At 67.5% G+C, this 23,510-nt stretch carries 12 protein-coding genes and 1 pseudogene; 6 read left to right on the top strand and 7 right to left on the bottom strand.

What is annotated here, in order from left to right; translation table 11 throughout:
- Positions 1-17: 17 nt before the first annotated feature.
- From ABLE91_RS28360 to ABLE91_RS28335, 6 genes are all read left to right on the top strand, one after another.
- On the top strand, positions 18-1,130 hold the full coding sequence (locus ABLE91_RS28360; protein ID WP_348935912.1) for a TIGR03032 family protein: 1,113 nt from the start codon (positions 18-20) through the stop codon (positions 1,128-1,130).
- 492 nt (positions 1,131-1,622) lie between these two features.
- Positions 1,623-9,380, top strand: a complete 7,758-nt coding sequence (locus ABLE91_RS28355; protein WP_348935911.1) for an autotransporter-associated beta strand repeat-containing protein — start codon at positions 1,623-1,625, stop codon at positions 9,378-9,380.
- Between the two features lie 385 nt (positions 9,381-9,765).
- Positions 9,766-10,134 carry a hypothetical protein gene (locus ABLE91_RS28350; protein WP_348935910.1) on the top strand — a complete coding sequence of 123 codons (369 nt, stop codon included), beginning with the start codon at positions 9,766-9,768 and terminating at the stop codon, positions 10,132-10,134.
- Between the two features lie 492 nt (positions 10,135-10,626).
- Entirely contained in the window at positions 10,627-14,556 is a 3,930-nt protein-coding gene (locus ABLE91_RS28345; protein WP_348935909.1) for a Pls/PosA family non-ribosomal peptide synthetase, read from the top strand.
- A 43-nt stretch (positions 14,557-14,599) separates the two neighbouring features.
- Positions 14,600-16,075 (top strand): basic amino acid/polyamine antiporter, encoded by a 1,476-nt coding sequence (locus ABLE91_RS28340; RefSeq protein WP_348935908.1) that lies wholly within the window; start codon positions 14,600-14,602, stop codon positions 16,073-16,075.
- 42 nt (positions 16,076-16,117) lie between these two features.
- Positions 16,118-16,882, top strand: coding sequence for a 4'-phosphopantetheinyl transferase family protein (locus tag ABLE91_RS28335; protein WP_348935907.1), 765 nt, complete (start codon positions 16,118-16,120; stop codon positions 16,880-16,882).
- Between the two features lie 62 nt (positions 16,883-16,944).
- Here the strand turns inward: ABLE91_RS28335 and ABLE91_RS28330 are convergent, their stop codons facing one another.
- The 7 genes and pseudogenes from ABLE91_RS28330 to ABLE91_RS28300 all read right to left on the bottom strand — a co-directional run bounded on the left by ABLE91_RS28330 (position 16,945) and on the right by ABLE91_RS28300 (position 23,154).
- Complete coding sequence (locus ABLE91_RS28330; protein WP_348935906.1) at positions 16,945-17,709, bottom strand: ABC transporter ATP-binding protein; 765 nt, start codon at positions 17,707-17,709, stop codon at positions 16,945-16,947.
- On the bottom strand, positions 17,706-18,692 hold the full coding sequence (locus ABLE91_RS28325) for a FecCD family ABC transporter permease (RefSeq protein ID WP_348935905.1): 987 nt from the start codon (positions 18,690-18,692) through the stop codon (positions 17,706-17,708). The genes ABLE91_RS28330 and ABLE91_RS28325 overlap by 4 nt, the downstream gene beginning before the upstream one ends.
- Positions 18,693-18,715: 23 nt before the next feature.
- Positions 18,716-19,762: an iron ABC transporter substrate-binding protein gene (locus tag ABLE91_RS28320; protein ID WP_348935904.1), complete on the bottom strand. Its 1,047-nt coding sequence runs from the start codon at positions 19,760-19,762 to the stop codon at positions 18,716-18,718.
- A gap of 1 nt (position 19,763) precedes the next feature.
- A complete protein-coding gene (gene tsaA / locus ABLE91_RS28315; RefSeq protein WP_348935903.1) occupies positions 19,764-20,261 on the bottom strand; it encodes a tRNA (N6-threonylcarbamoyladenosine(37)-N6)-methyltransferase TrmO in 498 nt (165 codons plus the stop codon).
- Between the two features lie 3 nt (positions 20,262-20,264).
- Positions 20,265-20,471 carry a TOBE domain-containing protein gene (locus ABLE91_RS28310; protein WP_348935902.1) on the bottom strand — a complete coding sequence of 69 codons (207 nt, stop codon included), beginning with the start codon at positions 20,469-20,471 and terminating at the stop codon, positions 20,265-20,267.
- Between the two features lie 133 nt (positions 20,472-20,604).
- Positions 20,605-21,327: a peptide-methionine (S)-S-oxide reductase MsrA gene (msrA, locus tag ABLE91_RS28305; RefSeq protein WP_348935901.1), complete on the bottom strand. Its 723-nt coding sequence runs from the start codon at positions 21,325-21,327 to the stop codon at positions 20,605-20,607.
- Positions 21,328-21,340: 13 nt separating this feature from the next.
- Positions 21,341-23,154: pseudogene (locus tag ABLE91_RS28300) on the bottom strand (cytochrome c biogenesis protein DipZ).
- Between the last annotated feature and the right edge of the window lie 356 nt (positions 23,155-23,510).

Here is a 23,510-nt window from a genome sequence, read left to right as displayed (position 1 = left end):
CGTGGATGGAGTGTGACGTGGCGTCTTCGACGAACACCATGGCGTCCGGGACAGAGACGGAAGGGCCGCTGCAGGCCGCGGCCGTCAAATGCTCGCCCGGCCTCTCCCAATGGCTGGCCCGGCATCGGACCAGCATCGCCTTGTCCTCTTACCAGGCCGGGCAGCTTTTCCTGGTGGGGCGCTTCGCGGATGGAACCATCTCGCTGTACCGGCGTGATTTCGGGCGGGCCATGGGGCTTTGGTCTGAGCCCGGCCGGCTGTTCCTCGGCTCGTCGCTGAAGATCTGGCGGTTCGAGAATGTGCTCGGCCCCGATGAGCGTGCCAACCACCAGTTCGACGCCCTCTATGTGCCGCGCACGGCGCACGTCACGGGCGAGGTGGATATCCACGAGATGGTGGTCGAGGCGGACGGGCGGCTGGTCTTTGCAGCGACCCGCTATTCCTGCCTCGCCACGCTGAGCGCGACCCACAGCCTCAAGCCCGTCTGGAAGCCCTCCTTCGTCTCGCAACTGACGGGAGATGACCGCTGCCACCTCAATGGGGTGGGCCTGGAGAACGGCTTTGTCAGCTATGTCACCGCCTGCGGACGCGGCGATGCCGCCGAGGGCTGGCGGGCGGGACGGCGCGGCGGGGGCGTGCTGATCCGGCTGGAGGACGGCTCCATTATCGCCGAAGGGTTCTCCATGCCCCACTCTCCACGGGTCCATGACGGGGCGCTCTACCTGCTGGATTCCGGCCGCGGCTATCTGGTCCGGGTGGATCCGGCCACCGGGCGCCGGGAGGATGTCGCCTTCTGCCCCGGCTTCCTGCGCGGACTTGCCATCCATGACGGCTATGCGCTCGCGACCCTCTCGCTACCGCGCAACATCGTCTTCGAGGGGCTCCCTCTCCAGGAAGAGCTGGAGGCGCGCAACGAGACGCCGCGCTGCGGCCTGGCAATCATCCATCTCGCCACCGGCCGGATCGAGGAATGGATCTGGTTCGACACCCACATCCGGGAAATGTTCGACGTGGCGGTGATTCCGGGCATTGCCTGCCCCATGGCAGCGCCCCAGCAGGGCGCGGAGCTGGCGAACCTCATCACGTTCGAGAACGGACAGGCATGCCCAGACCGGCTGGGACGTCGCTGATCGCGGCTTCCAGCGGGTCGCATCCATGAAGGGCAATCAGAGGATTCCATCTGTACCAGCCGATACGCAATGGCGGCGCCTCATCCTCCAAGAAGGCGATAAACGCCATTGAGAATGGAGCTGAGTACCACTAACCTCGGTTGAGATCGTAACGCTGGGGGGCGTGATTTGATGCGACGGTATAACGTGCGCCCGTGGGGCGGTGCGTCCGGTGCATGGCACTTTGGATGCCCGCCTGCGATGGCCCCTGTATTCCCCGTAGGTCGATCTCACCTCCTCGCAAGCCATTGCTGCCGCGCACGTCGGGATTCAGGGCTTTCGTCTGGATGATCTGGGCATAAGCCATGGGTGAGGAAAGAGCTGTTTTCGCCTGGGGATAAGGCGGAGAGAGCCGACGGGGTGGGTGGGGGATCCATGTCTGGGTTGCGTATGGCTTCGGTGTCATTCTCGAAAGGTGGCAGGCTGCGCGCGGCTCTGCTGGCCTCGGCGTCTATGTCCCTTGCCCTGCTGACTGTGGCGCCGGCGCACGCGCAGGAGGGGCCGCCATGGGTCGGGGACCAGGGCATTAACGTTCCCGCAGGGCCGGGCTTCCCCGGCGGGGTGGGCGGGGGTGGACCTAAAGGCATTGGTGAAGGCGGCGGCGGCGGCGGTGCCGGCACGACCGGCGGTATGGGCGGAAACGCGAGCGTCATCAACTCCGAGGGCCCATTGCCCGGCCACGGTGGCGCGGGCGGCACGGCGGCGGGCTCGAGCGGCATAGGCGGCGCCGGGCAGCCGGGGATCGAGGGGGCGGACGGCGGCTCCGGTGGCGGTGGTGGCGGCGGCGCTCACGGCTATATGGGGAACGGTGCGCCTCCCACCGTCGCACTTGGAGGGGACGGCGGAGAGGGTGCCTCGGGGACCAAAGGCAAAGGCCCGGGCTATGACACCATCTATTATTTTGCCGGCGGCGGAGGGTCCGGCGGGAATGGCGGCTATGGCGCCACCATCACGCCCAACGGTTCGGCACCTGTCGTCATCAACCTGCCCGTCACCGGCGGCGAGGGCGGTGATGGTGGAAACGGCGCCACTTATATCATCACTCACGGCGAGGGGATTCCCACCGTCATCAGGGGAGCCGGCGGCAGCGGCGGCAATGGCGGGACGGGGCTGTTCCTCTCCGGGAACTCCGCCACATTGGTGATCAACGGCGACGTGGAGGGCGGCTCGGGAGGAAGCCCGGGCGGCGGCGGCGATTATGGAGATACGGGCGCTGGCGGCACCGGCCTCATCATCGCGGGCGACAACAATTCCATCACCATCACCGCAAACGGCAGCGTGACCGGCGGCCTGAGCGGCGACCCCTTTTCCACCGACCACGCCGACGCCGTCGACATCAACGGTTTCAACAATACGCTGACGCTGGAGGCCGGCTTCGTCATCAATGGCGACGTCAACGTCGTGTCGGGCCAAAACACGCTCGCCTTCGGCGGCACTGCCCCGGGCAGCTTCGACGTCAGCCAGATCGGCAACGGTTTCAACAATTTTACGAAGTATGCCGTGACCGGCGGAAGCTGGACACTGACCAATACCAATCAGAATCCGCTCGCCTGGGTCATCTCGGGCGGCACCATGTCCATCTCGCAAGGAGGGACGCTCGGCGGGTTCGGGAGCACGCTCGCGCTCAACGGCCCCGGCACGCTCCAGACCACCGCCAGCATGACCATTGGCGGCTTCTCCGTCAGCAGCACCACGCCGCTCTCCGCGCCCCAGATCGAGGCGCTGGCCGGCACAACGCTGACCGTCAATGGGCCGATCACCGGCGGAAGCGCCCTGAGCTTCACCGGCCAGGGCACGGTGAACCTGACGGGCGCGAACACGTTCACCGGCACCTTCGATGTCGAGGCCGGCACCCTCGTCGCCGGCGCGGCCGGGGCTTTCAACAACAATATCGGCGTTTCGGTCGCCGCGGGTGCCAACTTCACCCTGAACACGGTTGCCTCCATCAACTCGCTGGCCGGCGGAGGGTCGGTAAATCTTGGATCCAACATCCTGACGGTGGGCACGAGCGGCGTCGGCTCCACCTTCAGCGGCACCGTGTTCGGCGCTGGCATCCTGGCCCAGCAGGGCACCGGGGCGCTCACCTTGCAGGGCGCCCAGCTCGGCATGGGCACCCTCGCCATCAATGGCGGCACCGTGACCCTCACGGGGGGAACGGTGGTGCAGGCCGGAGTGGCGCTCACGCTTGCCTCCGGCACCCTCAACATGGGCCAGAGCGTCGCCTTCGCCAGCATCGACGGCTCGGGCGCCATCAATAATGGCGGGAACCTGCTCACCGTCACGGGCGCGGCGGCGAGCACCTTCTCCGGCACCATCGCGGGCGCGGGCGGGCTCACCCAGGCCGGGAGCGGCACCCTCAGGCTCTCGGGTGTGAACACCTATACCGGCATCACCAATGTGACCGCCGGCACGCTGCTGCTCTCCGGCGGCCAGGCCATCGCAGATTCCGGGGCTGTCTTCGTTGGGCAAGGCGGGACGCTCCAGCTCGGCGCAAGCGAGACTTTCAACGCCCTCTCCGGCGCCGGCGCGGTGGTGCTCGGCGGCAACGCCCTGACCTTGGGCGCGAACGGGGGGAATGCCACGTTCTCCGGCGGCATCTCGGGTGGCGCACTCGTCAAGGTGGGTGGCGGAACGCAGACCCTGACGGGGCCCGTCAGCCTCTCTGCCGGCCTCACCATCTCCGGCGGCACCGTGCAGCTCGGCGATGGCGCCACCAGCGGCTCCCTCACCGGCAATGTTGTGAACAACAGCACTCTGGCGGTGATGCCCGGAGGGAACACCGTCCTGCAAGGCACCATCACGGGCACCGGTGCCCTGTCCATCACGGCGGGGGGCGGGGCGGTCTACCTCACGGCTGATAACAACTATACCGGCGGCACCACCATCAATTCGGGAAGCCTCTTCCTCGGCAATGGCGGGACCGCCGGCTCGATCGTCGGCAATGTGTTGAACAACGGGACGCTGGTGTTCAACACCAACACCGCCAGCACCTTCAACGGCGTGATCTCCGGTAGCGGCCAGGTGGCGTTCCAGGCGGGCACCACTACGCTTGCGGGAGTGAACAGCTATAGCGGCGGCACGCTCATCTCGTCCGGAGCGACGGCCATCGTCAGCTCGGACGCCAATCTCGGCGCGGCATCCGGGCGGCTCGGCCTCGCGGGCGGCACCCTCTCCGCCGCCGCCAGCTTCGCCAGCGCCCGCAATCTGGAGCTTTCCGCCGCGTCCGCCATCAATGTGGCACCCGGCGTGACCTTGGCCCTCAGCGGCACTGCCAACGAGGTGGAGACGAGCAGCCTCACCAAGACCGGCGCCGGCATGCTGACCCTCTCCGGCACCAACAGATATACCGGCGGCACCCAGATCAATGGCGGCACGCTGTTGGTTTCCGCCGATGCGAATTTGGGCGCGGCCATTGGCGGGGTGGGCATCAATGGCGGCATGCTCTCCGTGAACGAGAGCTTCACCTCCGCGCGCGCAGTGACGCTCGGAGCCTTAGGCGGCATCATCTCCACGGCCTCCGGCACCACGCTGACGCTCAGCGGCGCCATCACCGGCTCGGGCGGCCTCACCGTCGCCGGGGCGGGCACGGTCGCGCTCACCGGCACCAGCAGCATCAGCGGGCCGACTGCGGTTTCGGGTGGAACGCTGGCCCTTTATGGCGGCTCGCTCACCACGGCGGGGCTCGCGGTGGCGAGCGGCTCAGCCCTTGTCGGATACGGCACCATCGGCAGCGATGTTCAGGTGTCATCCGGGGCGACGCTGCACGGCGGCGTCACCAGCACCGACAATCCCCTGCGCTCGCCCCTCTTCACCGACAATCTCAATCTGGCGGCCGGGTCGAGCACGATCCTGACCCTCGGCACCCTGGCGAATTCGGGCGTCGCGCATGTGAACGGCAACCTTTCCGCCTCCGGCACGCTGACCGTGGCTGGCGATGCCGTCTACGGCGCCGGCTACTATCGCGCCTTCACCTATACGGGCGCCTTAAGCAACGCTTTGACGCTGGGTTCCGTGCCTGTGGGCTATACGGGCCAGATCGACACCAGCAATGCGGGCCAGGTCAACGTCGTCCTGAGGGATTTGAGCCCGTTCCAGATCTGGAGCGCCAACGGCGTGACCCTGGGCGGCTCCGGCACGTGGTCCTCCACCAGCGTGACCTGGAACGAGCCGGCCGCGGGGGTCACGATCCCCTGGGGCGGGGAGGTCGGCATCTTCACGGGGACGGCGGGAACGGTCGCCGTTCAGGGGCGTCAATCGTTCGAGAAGCTGGAGTTCGTGACCTCCGGCTTTGTGCTCACCGCGGACCCGAGCCGCGCTGATTCCGGCCTCGCCTTCAACAATGGAGGCGTGCTGTGGGTGGAGGGATATGACGTCACCGCCACCATCGGCGCGCCCATCGGCGGCACGGGCGGCCTCAAGAAGATCGGGGCGGGCACCCTCGTCCTCACCGGCACCAACACCTATACGGGCGGCACCTTCATTGACGGCGGCATCCTGAAGGTCAGCGCCGATGGGGCATTGGGCGGGGCGGGCGAAGGCGTGACCCTCTCCCGCGGCGAGCTTTCCGCCTCCAGCTCCTTCAGTACGGCCCGCGCCATCACGCTGGACACGCGCGGCACCCTGTCGGCGGACGGGGGCGCCACCTTCCTGGTCTCGGGCTCCATTTCCGGAAACGGGGCGCTGCGTAAGGACGGCGACGGCACGGTGGTCCTCAGCGGCTCCAACACGTATGGCGGCGACACGGTCATTACCGGAGGCACGTTATTGGTCCAGGGCGGCTCGGCCATCCCGGATGCGTCCAACGTAACCGTCGAGGCGGCGGGCCGCCTCGCGCTCGGCGCGTCCGAGACCATCGGCTCCCTTTCGGGAGCAGGCAGGGTGGACCTCTCCAGCAATACCCTCTCCATTTCAAGCAGCGCCAGCACCGTTTTCCACGGCACGATCACCGGGACGGGACGCCTCATGGTGGCGGGCGGCGTCTTGAGCCTGACCGGCGAGAGCACCTATACGGGCGGCACGTCCCTGAGCGGCGCGACGCTTGTGGTCGGCCAGGGAGGCACGACTGGCTCCATCCGCGGGGACGTGGTCGATAATGGCGTCCTGGCCTTTTACCGCTCCGACACGGTGACCTTCGACGGCGCCATTTCCGGCGCGGGCGCGGTGGCGCAGGTGGGAACCGGCACGCTGATCCTTACCGGCGCAAACAGCTATACGGGCGGCACGCTGGTTTCGAAGGGGGGCGCCATCCAGGTGTCGGCCAATGCCAACCTCGGCTCCGACCGCTCCACCCTCACCCTGGAAGGCGGCACGCTCGCCATCACAGGGAGCTTCGCGACCTCCCGCGCGGTCGAACTGGAGGGCGGCGGCATCATTTCGGTCTCTGGCGGAGCCCAGCTGACCCTGAACGGGCCCGTGACGGGCACCGATGGTCTGGACAAGACCGGCGCCGGCACCCTCATCCTCGCGGGGACCAACAGCTATTCCGGCGGAACCGTGATCGCGGAAGGCCGCCTCCAGGTGGGCAATGGCGGCACCACCGGCACCTTGTCCGGCGATGTGGTGAATAACGGCACCCTCGCTTTCAACCGCGCCGACACGATCAGCTTCGGTGGCCAGGTCTCCGGCAGCGGCAGCCTGGCTCAGCTCGGCCCCGGCACCCTGACGCTCACGGCAGCGAACACCTACACTGGTGACACGGTCGTCGGGCCCAAGGCGACCCTCGCCGTTTCTTCGGACGCCAATCTGGGCAACGCCGTTTCGGTCGTTAGGCTCCAGGGCGGGACGCTGTCGACGACCGCCTCCTTCGAGAGCGAGCGCCATGTGGCGGTCAATACCGGCACGATCCATGTGGCAGAGGGCGTGGCGCTCGCCCTGAGAGGCACCATTTCCGGCGACGGCGGCTTCAGCAAGACCGGCGCCGGTTCGCTCCTGCTCTCGGGTGAGAACACGTATGAGGGAGGCACGCGGCTTCTCCACGGCGTCCTCTCCGTGTCTTCGGACGCCAATCTCGGCGCGCGGTCCGGTGGCCTGTTCATCGACGGCGGCACGCTGTCGGCCACATCCGGCTTCAAATCCGAGCGCGCGGTCGCCCTTGGTGAGCACGGCGGCACGTTCAATGTGCAGGAGAACAAGCAGCTGACGCTGTCCGGGGCCGTGTCGGGGCCGGGCACCCTGTGGAAGTCCGGGCAAGGGAGCCTCGTGCTCACTGGCGGCAACTCCTACATGGGCGGCATCGTCATTGCCGCGGGCACCTTGGCCGGGCACACCGCCAGCATCATCGGCAATGTGCTCAACAACGGCGAACTGCTGTTCGATCAGAACTCCACCGGCGCCTATTCCAGCACCGTGAGCGGCACCGGCGGCGTCACCAAGGCCGGCAGCGGCACCGTGATCCTCACGGGCACCTTCAACCAGACCGGCGGGACGCTGATCTCCCAGGGGACGCTCCAGGTCGGCGATGGCGGAACCTCCGGCTGGGTCAATGGCCCGATCGTCAATTACGGCACGCTGGCCTACGACCTCTCCAGCACCTACATCTTCCCGCAGCTGCTGAGCGGCACCGGTGGCGTGACCTTGCAGGGCGGCGGCACCGCGCTCTTCAACGGCTCCACCTATACCGGGACCGTGACGCTCAACGGCGCGAACGTGCAGCTCTCCCCGGGTGTCTCGACACCCGTTGCCTTCATCATCGGCGCCGGCAGCATGCTCGGCGGCACCGGAACCATTGGACAGCTCACGGTGGGCAATGGCGGCACGGTCTCGCCGGGCTATTCGCCGGGGGCGCTCAGCGTGGCGGGCAATGCGGTGTTCCAGGGCGGCTCCGCCTACCGGGCAGAGGTGCAGCCCTCGAACATCAACGATCTCATCAGCGTGGCCGGAAGCGTCCAGATCAATCCGGGCAGCACGGTGCAGGTCGTCGGCGGCCGCGGCAGCTACGCCAATTCCTGGACATTCACCATCCTCACGGCCGAAGGCGGGGTGACGGGGAGCTTCTCCTCGGCCAGCTCCAACTTCGCCTTCCTCGATCCGCTGCTGACCTATGGCGCGAACTATGTGGACATGACGCTGGTCCGCAACAACATTCCATTCGCCGCCGAGGCTTATACGTTCAACGAGCGCTCCACCGCCGCCGGCACCGAAAGCCTTCATGCGGGCAACCCAATTTATGACGCGATGGCCTCGCAGCTCAAAGGCGAAGCCTTCGCGGCGTTCGATGCGCTCTCCGGTGAGATCTATGCCTCCGCCGCGGCCGTGATGCAGCAGCAGTCGGTCTACACGCGCGACGCGGTGGGCGCGCGCCTTCGGCAGGCCTTTGGCGGCGCTGCGCCGGTGCCGCTCCCCTACGCCGCGGGCGGCCCGCAGACGGCGGACTTTGGCGGCGGCCTCGCCATGGTGATGTGGATGCAGGCGTTCGGCGGCTGGGGTGACACGTTCTCCAACGGCAACGCCGCGACCATCTCCAATTCCATCGGCGGCGCCATCGGCGGCGTCGATGCTGCGGTGGGGGAGAACTGGCGCATCGGTGCCTATGGCGGCTTCAGCCAGTCGTGGTTCGACGTCTCCGACCGGAATTCATCCGGCTCCATGGACAATTACGACCTCGGCCTCTATGCGGGCGCCCAATACGGCCCCATCGCCCTGCGGCTGGGCGCCGGCTATGCATGGCATGATGTTTCCGTCTCGCGCACCGTGGCCTTCCCCGGCTATACGGGCGCCAATTCCAGCGACTATTCGGCCGGCACGGCGCAGCTCTTCGGCGAGATCGCCTACGATGTGCCGGTGGCGGGCATCGCGTTCGAACCCTTTGCGGGCCTCGCCTACCTGCATCTCGATGGCGGGTCCGCGACCGAGACAGGGTCCAGCTCCGCCCTGGTGGTGGATGGCGGGTCCATGGACACGCTCTACTCCACACTCGGCGTGAGAGGCGCGACGACGGTCAGCCTCGCGGGCCGGACCTTCACGCCAAACTTCGTTCTGGGGTGGCAGCACGCCTTCGGCGACACCACGCCCGAGGCCGTGATGACATATGCCTCCGGCTCGTCGCCCTTCACCATCCTGGGCGCGCCCATCGCCGTGGATGCGCTGGCGGTGGGGGTCGGGCTCACCTACGACATCACGTCCCAGGCCAGGCTGAGCGTAAAGTACGACGGCCTGATCGCCTCTTCGGCCACGCAGAATGCTGTCGTGGGGCAATTCCAGGTGAAGTTCTGATCATCCGTGCGTGGCACGAACTCCCTCTGGATGCGGTCGCCGAATGAAGCTTGCGCCGCGCATGCCGGCCTTGCGGCGGGCGTCGGGAACCGGCGTCCCCTCATAAGCCTGCCAGCCATCGGCTCCTTCACCCTGGACGAATTCAAAACTACTTCGAAGCCGCCGGGTGTGTTTTAATGCGGTCGGCTGACGCTCGAACTCCAATCACGCTCCTCTTAAGTCTGCACCAACCGGGCATCGTGGGAGGCATGACATGCGCCGCAGGCTCGTATTCCGGTCCGGGACAATTTGCGCGGTCACGCTCGCAAGCTTATGTGGCTTGCTCATGCCGTATTCAGCCATGTCCCAAAGTGTTGCCAAACGCTCTTCATCTTCGGAGCATTTCTTGCCGGCCCTCGCCGACTTGATGGGCGCGCTGCAACGCAAGCATTCGAAGCTATGGTTCGCAGGCGATGTTCAGAACTGGGAACTCGCGGACTACGAACTCGGCCAGATCAAGGCGAATGTGCAAGACGCCGCAGTCCTGTATCCGGGCATACCGGCCACGAACGTGACCGCCATGGCTGAGCCCATACGCGCCATCGATCTGGCAATCGAGAAGAAGGACGGCGCGGCGTTCTCCGAAGGGTTCAAATCCCTGACTGCCGCCTGCAATGCCTGCCATCAGGGCCTGGGTCGCGGCTTCATCGTCATTCAGATCCCCACGGCCTCCCCGTTCACCAATCAGTCCTTCGCCCCGCCGGCCAAGCAATAGGTTTCGAGGCATTCCTGGTGGTTTTCCGCGCGCGGCATCTGTGGCCGGGAAAGCGCCTCGCTGCGCCCCCAGCCACGACGATATGCCCGGCGCGAAGCCGCCGACCGGAGCACAGAGTGGTCGGCCGCCAGACGATGCCCTCAGATCGCCGCATCCCGGCCCCTGAACCAACCTTGGAAAGCTGAACCGGCAAGAGATCAGCCTCTTGACCACGGCTGAACGGCCCGGAATTCACGCCCGACCCCACGTCGCCGACCCAGCGGGAAGCCATTGCGATTTACACTCATGGCGTCCAGTGATAGCGGTGCTGTGATAAGCCGTGCTGTGGTATCCTAATACACCTCGGTAGTTTGCCGCCGCGGTGATCGGGGACAAACAACGCGGCCTTCGCGCGATTGCTCGGGGGCGTTGAATTTCATGAATATTTCTACGATTGCGGACCGTACTTCTGCACTGCTCGGCGTCTCTGATCCCTCGCTGCTGAGGGACGAGTTGCTTCCTGAAATTTTCACAGCCTCCGCGCGCCGGACGCCGGACCACACGGCCATAGTCTTCGGCAGCGAGCGCATCACCTATGCCGAGCTCGATGCGCGCGCCGACGGCGTCGCGCGGGGGCTGCGGGCGCGGGGTGTGAAGCCGGGGCAGTTCGTCGGCCTCTGGATGTCGCGCTCCCTGGACCTGCACGTGGGTCTCCTCGGCATCCTGAAGAGCGGCGCGGCCTATATTCCCTTCGACGTGGATGCCCCGCCCGAGCGCATCGGCGAGTGCCTCAGCGACTGCGAGGCGCAGGTGATCGTCGTCGACGCGGTCACCGCCGCAAAGCTCGACCGGCAACTGCCGGCCACCGCCATCTCTTGCCTCGATCTGGGGGCGGAAGGCGCTGCGGGCGCCCCCCTCGACCTGCGCGCGGATGGCGTGACGCCGGCCGACCCCGCTTATGCCATCTACACGTCCGGCTCGACGGGCAAGCCCAAGGGCATCGTCATCGAGCACCGCAACATCTGCCACTGCCTGCGCTCCACCAACGCGGTCTACGGCATGACGGGCGACGACGTGGTCTTCCAGAGCGCCTCGGTCGCGTTCGACCTCTCTCTGGAAGAGATCTTCATCCCCTACCTCGTGGGGGCGACGCTGTTTGTCGCCTCCTCCCGCGTGCTGGGCGAGGTGGAGAAGCTTCCGGCCATAATGGCCGAGGCCGGCGTGAGCGTCATCGACACCGTGCCGACCCTGCTCGCCATGTTGCCGCAGGACGTGCCCTCGCTGCGCATCATCGTCCTTGGCGGCGAAGCCTGCCCGCCTTCGGTGAAGCAGCGCTGGTGCCGCCCCGGCCGCACGGTCTTCAACTCCTACGGTCCGACGGAAGCCACCGTCGTCGCCACCGTGGACGAGGTCACCATAGACGGCCCCGTGACCATCGGCGTGCCCATCCCCAACTACACCTGCTACGTAGTGGACGAGCAGATGCAGCTGGTCGGGCCGGGCGTGGAGGGCGAGCTGCTGATCGGCGGCCCCGGCGTCGCGCGCGGCTATCTCAAGCGGCCCGAGCTGACCGCGGAGAAGTTCATCGCCAACCCCTTCGGCGCTGCGGCCGGCGACCCGGTCCTCTATCGATCCGGCGACGCGGTGAGCCTCACCGAGGACCGGCGGATCTTGTTCCACGGCCGCATCGACGACCAGGTGAAGCTGCGCGGCTTCCGCATGGAGCTGGGCGAGATCGAGGCGCGCCTGTCCGATTTGCCGGGCATTTCCCAGGCGACCGTGGTGCTGCGCCGGGACGACGGCATCGACCGTCTGGTTGCCTTCATCGTGCCGGTCGCCGGCGCCCCGGTGGACCGGCAGCAGATCCGCGCGGCCCTGAAGGAGACGCTGCCGCCCTACATGATCCCCTCGCATTTCGAGGAAATGTCGGTCCTGCCGCGGCTCACCTCCGGCAAGGCGGATCGCAAGGCGCTGAAGGTGGCGCCGCTGAGCGCGCCGGCGGAAGCCGAAGAGCAGGAAGAGCCGCTCAGCGAGACGGAGGCGGCCCTGCTTGCAGCCGCAAAGCCGCTGTTCCCCGGCCAGGCCATTCCCTTCGATGCGGACTTCTTCGCCGATCTCGGCGGCCATTCGCTGCTGGCCGCCTCGTTCCTCGCCGCGGTGCGCGAGAACCCGGCCCTGCCCAGCATCACGCTGGAGGACATCTACAGCCACAGGTCGCTGCGGGCGATCGCCGCCCGGCTCGATGAGCGCGAGCGGGCCAGCGGGCCGCGCAAGCAGCTCGACCTCTCCTTCACGCCGCCGCCGGTGATGCGCCGCTTGCTGTGCGGTCTCGCGCAGGCCGTGTGCGTGCCATTCCTGCTCCTGGCGCTCACCGCTCCGTGGCTGACCATCTACGTCACCTACGAGATGATCTCCAGCGACGAGTCGATCCATTATTACGAAATACTGGAGCTGATGGGCGTCTACATGCTCGTCACCTTGCTGATCAGCTGCGTCGGCATCCTGGGCAAGCGCATCGTCCTGTGGAAGACCAAGCCCGGGCGCTATCCGCTGTGGGGTTTCTATTTCTTCCGTTGGTGGCTCGCCAAGCAGCTGGTGGCCTTCGCCCATATCGGCCTCCTGCAGGGGACCCCCCTGGAGCCGGCCGCCATGCGGCTGCTCGGCGCCAAGGTCGGCAAGCGCACCAGCATCAACGGCCTTCATGCCGGCGCCATCGATCTCCTGGAGATCGGCGACGATGTCACCATCGGCGCCAAGGTCAGCATCGGCAATGCCGAGGTGATCGGGAACGAGCTCATCATCGGCCGCGTCGTTATCGGCAAGGACGCCTATGTCGGCACCTCGTGCGCCATCGCCCATGACACCGTCATCGAAGAAGGGGCGGAGCTCGCGGACCTCACCGCCGTGCTCCCCGGCACGCGTGTCGGCGCGTTCGAGCATTGGGACGGCTCGCCGGGCCGCAAGATCGGCACCGTGGACCCGTCCAAGTGGCCCGATTACGCACCCGAGCCCTCCGAGGCCGTGAAGGCGCTGCAGTGCCTCTATTATGGCGTCATGGTGCTGCTCATGCCGGCCATCAGCCTGCTGCCGCTCTTCCCCGCCTTCTACGTGTTCGACCACTATGACGACGTGTTCCAGCAGTTGGTCGGCTTCCAATGGTATCTGCCGATCCTGGCCTGGCCGGCGGCCATGATCCTCATCTTCGGCACGGTCATGCTGATCGTCGCCATCCGCTGGATCGTCCTGCCCCGGGCGCCGGCGGGCACGTGCTCGGTCTATTCCTCCTTCTACATCCGCAAATGGACGGTGGCGCTCGCAGCGGAGGTGATGCTGTCGAGCCTCAGCTCGCTCTTCTCCACCATCTATATGCGCAGCTGGTACCGGCTGATGGGTGCGAAGATCGGCAAGGACACCGAGATCGCCACCAACTTTTCCGGCCGCTACGACACCATCGAGATCGGCGAGCGGTGCTTCGTCGCCGACGAGGTGGTGCTCGGCGACGAGGATGTGCGCCGGGGCTGGATGACCACAAAGCTGGTGCGCACCGGCTCGCAGGCGTTCATCGGCAATGATTCCGTGCTGCCGCCCGGCGCGGACATCCCGGACGGAGCGCTCATCGGCATCAAGTCCAAGCCGCCGTCCGACGAGCGCATGCTGCCAGGCGAGACGCGCTTCGGCAGCCCGCCCATCCGCCTGCCGGTGCGCCAGCGCTTCGACAGCGCCGACGTGAACCAGACCTTCCGCCCGCCCTTCTGGCGGCGGCTCCTGCGCGCGGTGTTCGAACTGTTCGCCGCCTCCATGCCCACCATGATGTTCATCATGGTCGGCACCGTGGCCGCGGACTACGTGCTGTTCCCTGCGCTCGAGGCGGCCGACGACTGGGCGGACTTCCTGCCCACCTTCTTCGCCACCTGCGTCGCCTGCTCGTTCGTTCTGGCGACAGTGGTGCTGGGGGTGAAATGGGCGCTCATGGGCGTCTACAAGCCTGGCAATCACGGCCTGTGGTCCTGGCGGGCGCTGCGCACCGAGGCCATGACGACGCTCTATTGGGGCACTGCGGGGGCAATCCTGCTGGATACCTTCCGCGGCACGCCCCTCCTGCCCTGGGCGCTGCGTCTCTTCGGCTCCAAGATCGGGAAGGGCGTCTTCCTCGACAGCACCGACATCACCGAGTTCGATTGCGTGACCATCGGCGACTATGCCTCGGTGAATGCGTCCTCCAATCTCCAGACCCACCTCTTCGAGGACCGGGTGATGAAGATCGGCCGCATCGAGGTGGGCAAGGGCGTCTCGATCGGTGCCCTGACGACGGTGCTCTATGACACGCGCATCGGCGACTATGCCGAGCTCGGCGTCCTCACCATCGTCATGAAGGGCGAGGCCATCCCGCCCCATACGAGGTGGGTCGGCGCGCCGGCGCAGCCGTTCGTCGGGGGACATTGAGGACATGCCGGGCCTTCACCCCTAGCCGATCGGCACCCCGCGCATGACACAGACGCAGACAGCCGCGCCCCGTGAAACGACGGCGGAGGCCGGCCGGACGCGCACGGGCACGCTCTCCCTCGCCGCCTTGTCCTGCCTCGTGGTGGGCTCGATGGTGGGGGGCGGCATCTTCTCTCTGCCCGAGGCCTTCGGGGAATCCACCGGCATCCTGGGCGCCCTCATCGCCTGGACCGTGGCCGGCATCGGCATGCTGATGCTGGCCTTCGTGTTCCAGACCCTGTCGCTCCGACGGCCCGACATCGACGCGGGCATCTATGCCTATGCCCGCGTCGGTTTCGGCGACTATATCGGCTTCATCGCAGCGCTCAGCTATTGGGCGAGCGCCTTCCTCGGCAATGTCGCCTTCCTCATCCTCGTCATGTCCACGCTGGGCGCGTTCTTCCCGGCTTTCGGGAACGGCAACACGCTGCCCGCGCTCATCGGCGCGTCCATCATCCTGTGGGCGTTCCACATCATGCTGCTGCGGGGGGTGAAGGAAGCATCAGCGGTCAACACCATCGTCACCGTCGCCAAGCTGCTTCCCCTCGCCGTATTCCTCGTCATCGTCCTGTTTTCCGTGCGCCGCGACATGTTCGCGGTGAATTTCCTGGGCGGCGAAGGGGCCACGGCGGGCGACATCTACGAGCAGGTCCGCCGGACCATGCTCATCGTCGTCTTCGTCTTCCTCGGCATCGAGGGCGCCAGCGTCTATTCGCGCCTGGCGCGTCGGCGCGAGGATGTGGGGCGGGCGACGGTGCTCGGCTTCCTCGGCGTGCTCACGCTGTTCGTGCTGGTGACGGTCCTGTCCTACGGGATCCTGCCGCGGGCGGAACTCGCCACCCTCCACAATCCCTCCGTCGCCGGCGTGCTTGCGGCCATCGTCGGGGAAGCGGGCACGATCTTCGTGAGCGTGGGCGTGCTGGTGTCCGTGCTCGGGGCGTTCCTCGCCTGGTCGCTGCTTGCCGCCGAGGTGCTCTACGCCGCCGCCAGGCACGGAGCCATGCCCGCCTTCCTGGCGCGTGAGAACAAGGCCGGCGCGCCCTCCGCTGCGGTATGGCTCACCACCATCTCCTCCCAATTCTTCCTGCTGCTGACGCTCCTGGCGGAATCCGCATTCCGCTTCTTCGTGGAGCTCACGAGCGTCACCGCCCTCATCCCTTATGTCTTCGTCGGCGCCTTCGGCGTCATTCTGGCATGGCGGGGGGAGACCTACGGGGACGCGCCTTCGGCGCGGCGGGGAGACCTGATCCGCGGCGTGCTCGCCACCATCTGCGCCGTCGGCATGATCTATGCGGGCGGGGTGAAGATCCTGCTCCTGTCCTCCGTGATCTTTGCGCCGGGCACCTTGCTGTTCGTGCTGGTGCGGCGCGAGCAGCGCGCGCGCATCTTCACCCCAATGGAGCGCGTGCTTGCGGGTGTGATCTTCGTCCTTGCGGCTATAGCCGCCTGGGCGCTCGCCACCGGCGCCATGACGCTTTAGATGCGCAGGCCATGATGGCACGCGCATGCGCCGGGAAACGGGATGGATGATTGCGACTGCATCGACCTTTATGTTGCTCCGACCACGTCGTTGACCTTGTCGGATGAAGCGGCGTTCGCGGCGTGTCTCGACGATACTGAGCGGTCCCGCGCCGATCGCCTGCGCCATGCCGGAGCCCGACGCGATTTCATCATCGCCCACGGCCTGTGCCGGCTGGCCCTGAGCCAAAGGCGCCGGGACATTCTGCCCTCTGCTTGGAGATTCCAGCGCGGCACGCACGGCAAGCCGGAGGTGGACGGAAGCTTCGGGATCAGGTTCAACCTGACGCACACCGAGGGCTTGGCCGCGGTTGCGGTGGCCGAGCAGCGCGAGGTCGGCGTCGATGCCGAATTCATGGCCCCGGAGATGGCCACGCCGGCCACCGCCGCCACATTCTGCACAAGCGCCGAGCTTCAGGCCCTGCTCGCCATCAAGGACGACGCCGAAAGGGCCAAATGCTTTTTCGCCCTGTGGACCTTGAAGGAGAGTTTGCTGAAGGCAACCGGGCACGGATTCTTCGCCTCCCCGCACGCCATCGAATGCAGGCTCGACCCATTTTCCGTGCATCGGTTCGGGAATGACGAGCTTGGTAAGTGGCGGATCTGGGCGGCCGAGCTCGGCGGGCTTCACAAGCTTGCCGTCTCGGCCGCCCTCGCTGCTCGAACACCGCATCTGCGGGCCTGCCGCATAACCTCCCCTTCAGGGGTCCTCGATGGCAAGCCGCGCATAGGCCTGGATGCTCAATTCAGCGAGGTCGCTTTCGGCTAGATCGGGTGCTTTCTTCCAGGCGGCGTACGCACGCGTGCAAAGCGCCCATGCCGAGCTCGATCCTACGCCACGACAACCCGGTGGCCGGACGGCGTCCGCTCCACGACCAGCGGCAGGCCGTAGAGGCGGCTGAGGCGGTCGGAGGTCAGCATCGTGTCCACCGGCCCGCAGGCAAATGGGGCTTGCCTGTCCAGGATTGCGGCCTGGTCCGCCATGGCGAAGGCGTGCTCCGGCTCGTGGGTGGAGACGAGAATGGCCAGCCCCTCCTGCGCCAAGCCCCGGATCGTCTTCAGCACCATGGCCCGGTTGCCGAGATCGAGACTGGCGGTGGGCTCGTCCATGATGATGACGCCCGCCTGCTGGGCCAAGGCGCGGGCGATGAGGGCGAGCTGGCGCTGGCCGCCAGAGATGCGCATGGCATCCCGCTCCGCCAAAGACGCAATGCCGAGCGCGTCGAGGGCCGCCATGGCGATCTCCGCGTCGCGGGCCCGCGGAGCGGCGAAGGCGCCGAGATGGGCGGTGCGCCCCATGACCACGAGGTCGAGCACCGTATAGGCGAATTCGCCGGCCTGGGCCTGAGGCACATAGGCGATCCGGCGCGCCACTTCGGCGCGGGACAGGTGGGAGAGATCCGCGCCATCGAGCATCACCGTCCCGGCGATGGGCGGCAGGAGGCCGAGCAGGGTCTTGAAGAGCGTGGTCTTGCCCACCCCGTTGGGGCCGAGGAGGCAGGTGATCGAGCCGGGCGGAACGGCAAGGTCAATGCCCTCGCCTATGCCACGCCCGCCATAGCCGATGGCGAGGCCCTGCGCTGCGAGGGTGCTCATGGCACGGCCCGCCGCCGGCCGCGGGCCAGCAGCCAGACGAAGATGGGCCCGCCGATGACGGCGGTGAGAACACCCAGGGGAATCTCGATCCGGGCGGCGGTGCGGGCAAGCGTGTCCACCGCCACCATGAAGGCCGCGCCCAGAAGGATGGAGGCGGGCAGAAGCCGGTCGAAACGCGGCCCCACCAGCAGGCGCGCCATGTGCGGCATCATGAGCCCCACCCAGCCGATAACGCCGGAAATGGCGACGACGCTCGCGGTGATGAGCGTCGCAGCGGCGATGACGATGGCGCGCAGCCGCACCACCTCCACGCCCAGCGCCCGGGCCTCGTCGTCCCCAAGGGACAGCACGCCGATGCGCCAGCGCAGCAGCACCAACGGGACAAGGCCTGCCAGCACCACGGGAAGGATGGCGAGGACGTCGTTCACCTTGGTCCCGGCAAGGCTTCCCAGCAGCCAGAAGGTGATGGCGGGAAGCTGGTCATAAGGGTCCGCCAGCACCTTCACGAGGGAGATGGCGGCCCCCGCCAGCGCCCCCACCACGATGCCCGCGAGCACGAGGACCAAGACGTCGCCTCCGCCCCTCAGCGACCGCGCGAGGAGGATCACGACGAGCACCGTGGCGAGGCCGCCGCCGAAGCCGAGGAACTGGATGGCGCCCACCGGCAGGCCGAGAAGGATGCCCGCCACCGCCCCGAGCCCGGCGCCGGTGGAGACGCCGAGGATGTCCGGGGAGACCAGCGGATTGCGGAACAGGCTCTGATAGGCGGCCCCGGCCGCGGACAGCGCCGCCCCCACCAGCAGGGCCGCCAGGATGCGCGGCAGGCGAATCTGGAAGAGAACCGTGTCCACGGTTCCCACTGCCGTCCCGCCCATGAGCCGCCGGGCGAGGGCAGCGATGACGTCCGCAGGCGGGATGCGATAGGGCCCCACGGAGGCCGCGGCCAGCACCGCCACCAGCAGGGCCGCACCGAGCAGCACCATGACGGAAGCGGTGCGCACCGCCCTCAGCCGCCCCCGCCGGAGAGCAGGCGGTCGAGGTCGGCGTCGGACAGATCGACCTGGTAGAACAGCTTGTAGAAGGCGCGCACCTCATCCTTCAGCGCGCCGGATGCCACCTCGGGATAAAAGGTGTGCAGCAGCCAGGAGAGGCCGACGAGGCGGTTCACTGAAGGCGGCGCGTCGATGAAGCCGTAAGGCAGGTTGGGCGCGAGGAAGACGCGGCCGCGTGCCACCGCGGGGACAGGCGCCCAGGCGGGCCTCTGCGCGACGCTGTCGCGGAAGGCGCGGTCGAGGGTGATGATGGTGTCGGGCGCCCAGGCGATCACCTGTTCCGGCGAGACCGTGACGATGCCGCCCTTTTCGCGCAGGCCCTCCGCCACGTTCACCGCGCCGGCGCGCTCGATGATCTCGGTATTGATGGAGCCACGCGAGCCGGTCTCCAGCCCTTCCGTGCCGCGGGCGAGATAAACGCGCGGGCGCTTGTCTGCGGGCACCGAGGCCAGGGTCCTGTCCACCTGCGCGAAGATCGCCTCCGCCGCCTGCGCCAGTGTCTCGCCACGCGCGGTCACGCCGAGGATGCCGGCCACCAGGCGCAGGGCGGCGGGCGTGTTCTCGAAGCGCCCGTCGATGAGCAGATAGGGGATGCCGGTCTGCGCCTGCACGCGGTCGGCCAGGGATTTGTAGGTCTCGTTGATGGTGCCAAAATCGATGACGAGATCGGGCTTGGCAGCGATGAGGCGCTCCAGGTTGAGCGTGTCGCCCCGTCCCGTCAGGCGGCCAAGCTCCGGCAGATCGCGCACCTGGGGCAGGAGGAAGGGCTTCTCCTGCGCGCTCGGGGGGCGCACCCAGCCGATCATGGTTTCGGGCGCCACCATATAGACGAGGACGGAGGCGGGCGGCCCCGCAGCGAAAACGCGGGAGACCTTGTCCGGGATCTCCACCTGCCGGCCGGCGGAATCCGTGACGGTGCGGGCCAGGGCCGGCAGTGCCACCAAGGCCAGGAGCGCGGCGAAGCCGGCCGTGAGGAGGCGGCGGCTCAGATGGAGCCCCATGTCAAGCATCCCCCACATGGCTGTCGCCCGGCGTCGGCGGAGCCAGGGGCGTGAAGAGGGTGCGGTCCGGCTTCAGGTCCAGAAGCGGCGTGCCGTCGAGGCAGTCCATGCCACGAACCAATAGGGTCGTCCCCTCGATCCCCTCCAGGCGGACGATGGATGTGGCGATGGGATTGGGGCGCACCGGCGTGCGCAGGGAGAAGGTGCCCCGCGTCGTGCCATCGTCGCGCGGGCTCTGCAGCACGAGGTCGCGACGGGAGCGGTGCAGCCAGTACAGAACCTCCAGCCGCTCATAGAGCCCGATGCCCTCCAACGCCTCGCGCCAGGGCTCGAACACCTCGATGCGGCAGAGCGGTCCGTCGTGCCGGCCCTGCCGCGGGCAGTCCATGCGCGAGGTCCAGGGCGTGCGGATGACGCCCACGAAGACGAGACCCGCGTCCGTGGCCGCGGGCCATGCGATGGCGCGCTCCGCCGCGCGGATCTCGTCTTCGCGGACCATGGCTCAGTCGATGCCGACGATCACGTCGGACGCCTTGACGATGGCGACCGCGGCCTGTCCCTTGGCGAGCTTCAGCTCTTCCACCGCCTCATTGGTGATGGAGGAGGTGATGACGGTTCCGCCGATATCGATGCGGACATGCGAGGTGGTCGCACCCTTGACCACGTCCACAATGGTGCCCTTGAGCTGGTTGCGCGCGCTGAGCTTCATGTCGACCTCCCGTCGGGCCGCCGGGATGGCGACCCTCAAGCCTTTATAGCCGCCTGCATATAACGTGTGGAAGTCACCATCTGCCCGCAGATCCCGCGGCGCGGGGCAGCACCTCGCGGCGGCTGCGCACGGCTCAGTTCTGTGCGTTCGCGGCGGAGACGAGGGCAGGCTTTTCCCGGAACACATCCGGAAACAGCTGCTTGAGGCTCTCGACCTTCGGCAGGTCGTTGATGACGATGTAGGGATAGGTCGGGTGGGTGGTCAGGAAATCCTGGTGGTAGGCTTCCGCCGGATAGAAGGTGCGGTCGGGCTCGATCTTGGTGACGATGGCCGAGTTGAAGACCTTCGCCTGGTTGAGCTGGGCGATATAGACCTTGGCGAGGCGCGCCTGGTCCGCATCCAGGGGGAAGATGGCGGAGCGATACTGGGTCCCCGTGTCCGGCCCCTGCCGGTTGAGCTGGGTCGGGTCGTGGGCGACGGAGAAATAGATCTGCATCAGCCGGCCATAGCTGATCTTCTTCGGATCATAGGTGACCTGCACCGCTTCTGCGTGGCCGGTGGTGCCGTAGCTCACCCGGTCGTATTGCGCGGTCGACTTCTCGCCGCCCGCATAGCCGGAGACGGCATTCGTCACCCCTTCCACATGCTGGAAGACGCCCTGCACGCCCCAGAAGCACCCGCCGGCGAACACGGCCACCGCGCGCGGGGCGGCGCTCGGCGCCTCGTCCTGCGCCGGCGCCGGGATCACCCGGGCCTCCTCCGCCGCGAGGGCGGGCACGGAAAGGCCAGCGAGGACCACCGCCAGGAGCGCGCGGCGCGCGTGGCGGACGATGTGCGTTGCGGTCAGTCGGGGCATGGCGCCCTCCTCTTCAGCCGAAGGTGAATGCGAAAGCCTGGACGCCGGGATCCAGGAACCGGATCTCGAACGTGTGGTCGGCAATAGTGCCGCTCTGGCGGATAAGCTGGTAGAGCCGCTGGCCGGTCACGACGCCCTGCCCCTCCGCGTCCGTATCCGAGCCATGGGCCGTGCCGGGTGCCGCGCCGTCGATGGTGACGCGGAACCGCACCGGCTTGCCGTCCGCCCCCGGCCCCAGCACCAGATGCAGGTCGCGGGCGTGGAAGCGGTACGTGATGGCGCCGTCCGCGGCATCGAGCGCGGCGCTTTCCGGGCTGATGGTCCAGTCGCCCGACAAGCCCCATTCGTTGAGCCGCGGTGTCCCCGCCTGATAGGTGTGGGCAGCATCGTGGACAGCGTCGCCCGGCGAGACGAAATTGTCCGCCCGCTCGTAGCCCACATAGGTCTCCGGCGAGAGCACGTCCTTCATGTCCGCAGCGGCCTCGGCACCGGAGGCGCTGATGGACACGAGGCCGCCGCCGACATCCTTCGCGCCAGCCTCTGCAAGAAGCTGCTGGATCACCTTTTCCGACTGGTCGTATTCGCCCTCGCCGAAATGGTGGTGGCGGATGCGCCCCTCAGCGTCGATGAAATAATGCGCCGGCCAGTAGCGATTGTTGAAGGCGCGCCAGATGGCGTAGCTGTTGTCGATGGCCACCGGATAGGTGATCTGCAGGTCCGCCACCGCCTTCTTCACATTGTCGATATTGCGCTCGAAGGCGAATTCGGGCGCGTGCACGCCGATCACTACGAGGCCCTTGTCCTGGTACTTCTCCGCCCAGGCCCGGACGTAAGGGATCGCCCGGATGCAGTTGATGCAGGAATAGGTCCAGAAGTCGACGAGGACCGCCTTGCCCCGCAAGCCTTCCGCCGTCAGCGGCGGGGAGTTCAGCCAGCCCGTGGCGCCGGCGAGGGAGGGCATCATGCCTTCCACGGGCAGCGTGCCCTCGCCCGCCGGCGCGGCCCCGCCGGCCGCCATCATGGCCGGATTCGCCATCATGGCGAGATCGCGCGCCAGCGCCTCGTTGTTGTCCGCGTTCTGAGCCGGTGGCTGCTCGGTGGCGGAGAGGCGGAGCGCACCCATCAGGCGCTCCTCCAGGGAGGCGGTGCTCGCATAGGACAGGCGCGCCAGAAATCCCGTGTCGAGGCCGAACGAGATGGCCACCACCGCCACCAGGACGGCAGCCCCGAGACCCCGGCGGATCCACTCTCCGGCGCCGAGCGAGCGGCGCATGGCGGCGAACACCTTGCCGCCGGCGAGCAGCGCCAGCGCCAGGGAGGTGGCGGCACCGGCAGCATAGGCGAGGAGGAGCAGCGTCGTCTGCGCATTGGCGCCCTGCAGGGCCGCGCCTGTGAGGATGAGGCCGAGGATGGGCCCCGGCACGGCGCCCACAGCAGGCCGGTGGCAACTCCTAGCAGCAAAGAGGGCAGGACCGCCCTCGTGCCGCCGCCCTCCTCCGCCGATTGCGACAGGCGGCCCCCAAGGGCGACCAGCGGCTGCATCACCCGGTCCGCGAGGGAGGGAAGAAGCAGCGTGAGGCCGAACACGGCCAGGAGCACCAGCGCCGCATAGCGGCCATAGAGATTGGCTTCCACGGCCCACCCGCCGCCGACGGCCGCCAGCGAGGCGATGGCCGCGAACGACACCGCCATGCCCACCAGCATGGGCAGCGTGCCGCGCAGGAAAGGCTGGCCCGCCCGGGCGAAGACGAAAGGCAGCACGGGCAGGATGCAGGGGCTGACGATGGTGAGCACGCCGCCGAGATAGGCCAGCACGAACAGGAGCATGAAGCGCGGTCTCCGGGGGCGGTTGCCCCAACTGGATGCGCGGACCTTCCTCCACAATGAGCCGTGAGACAAAGCGCACTTTCGTGAAGAACCCGGTGCCTCAAGCGCACGTGATGAGACGCCGGGGCGCCATGGGGCGCGGCATCAACGACCTTCCATCGATATTCCCAATAAAATATAGCGCTAGCAGGTGGTGCCAAGCCACGCCTTCAGGGCCCTTCGCGCCCCGCTTAGGGTCTGAACTCAATCGAGTTGCGGTTTGGTTGTGTTACTGATTCAAAGCTTCTGCTTGAGAGCGGAGGCTTGAATGGCGAAGGCTCTGACGTGGTTGAGCGATGCGGAGTGGGCTCGGATCG

Origin of the sequence: Aquabacter albus, assembly GCF_040049275.1 — a bacterium.
Lineage (GTDB): Bacteria > Pseudomonadota > Alphaproteobacteria > Rhizobiales > Xanthobacteraceae > Aquabacter.
Note: the sequence above shows the minus strand (reverse complement) of the source record. Positions and strands in the feature narration are given on the sequence as shown.

Coding starts and splice junctions, on each gene's coding strand:
- ABLE91_RS28355 (WP_348935911.1), top strand. CDS start 1,623: ATGTCCCTTGCCCTGCTGACTGTGGCGCCGGCGCACGCGCAGGAGGGG.
- ABLE91_RS28340 (WP_348935908.1), top strand. CDS start 14,600: ATGACACAGACGCAGACAGCCGCGCCCCGTGAAACGACGGCGGAGGCC.
- ABLE91_RS28335 (WP_348935907.1), top strand. CDS start 16,118: ATGGATGATTGCGACTGCATCGACCTTTATGTTGCTCCGACCACGTCG.
- ABLE91_RS28330 (WP_348935906.1), bottom strand. CDS start 17,709: ATGAGCACCCTCGCAGCGCAGGGCCTCGCCATCGGCTATGGCGGGCGT.
- ABLE91_RS28325 (WP_348935905.1), bottom strand. CDS start 18,692: ATGGTGCTGCTCGGTGCGGCCCTGCTGGTGGCGGTGCTGGCCGCGGCC.
- ABLE91_RS28320 (WP_348935904.1), bottom strand. CDS start 19,762: ATGGGGCTCCATCTGAGCCGCCGCCTCCTCACGGCCGGCTTCGCCGCG.
- tsaA (WP_348935903.1), bottom strand. CDS start 20,261: ATGGTCCGCGAAGACGAGATCCGCGCGGCGGAGCGCGCCATCGCATGG.
- ABLE91_RS28310 (WP_348935902.1), bottom strand. CDS start 20,471: ATGAAGCTCAGCGCGCGCAACCAGCTCAAGGGCACCATTGTGGACGTG.
- msrA (WP_348935901.1), bottom strand. CDS start 21,327: ATGCCCCGACTGACCGCAACGCACATCGTCCGCCACGCGCGCCGCGCG.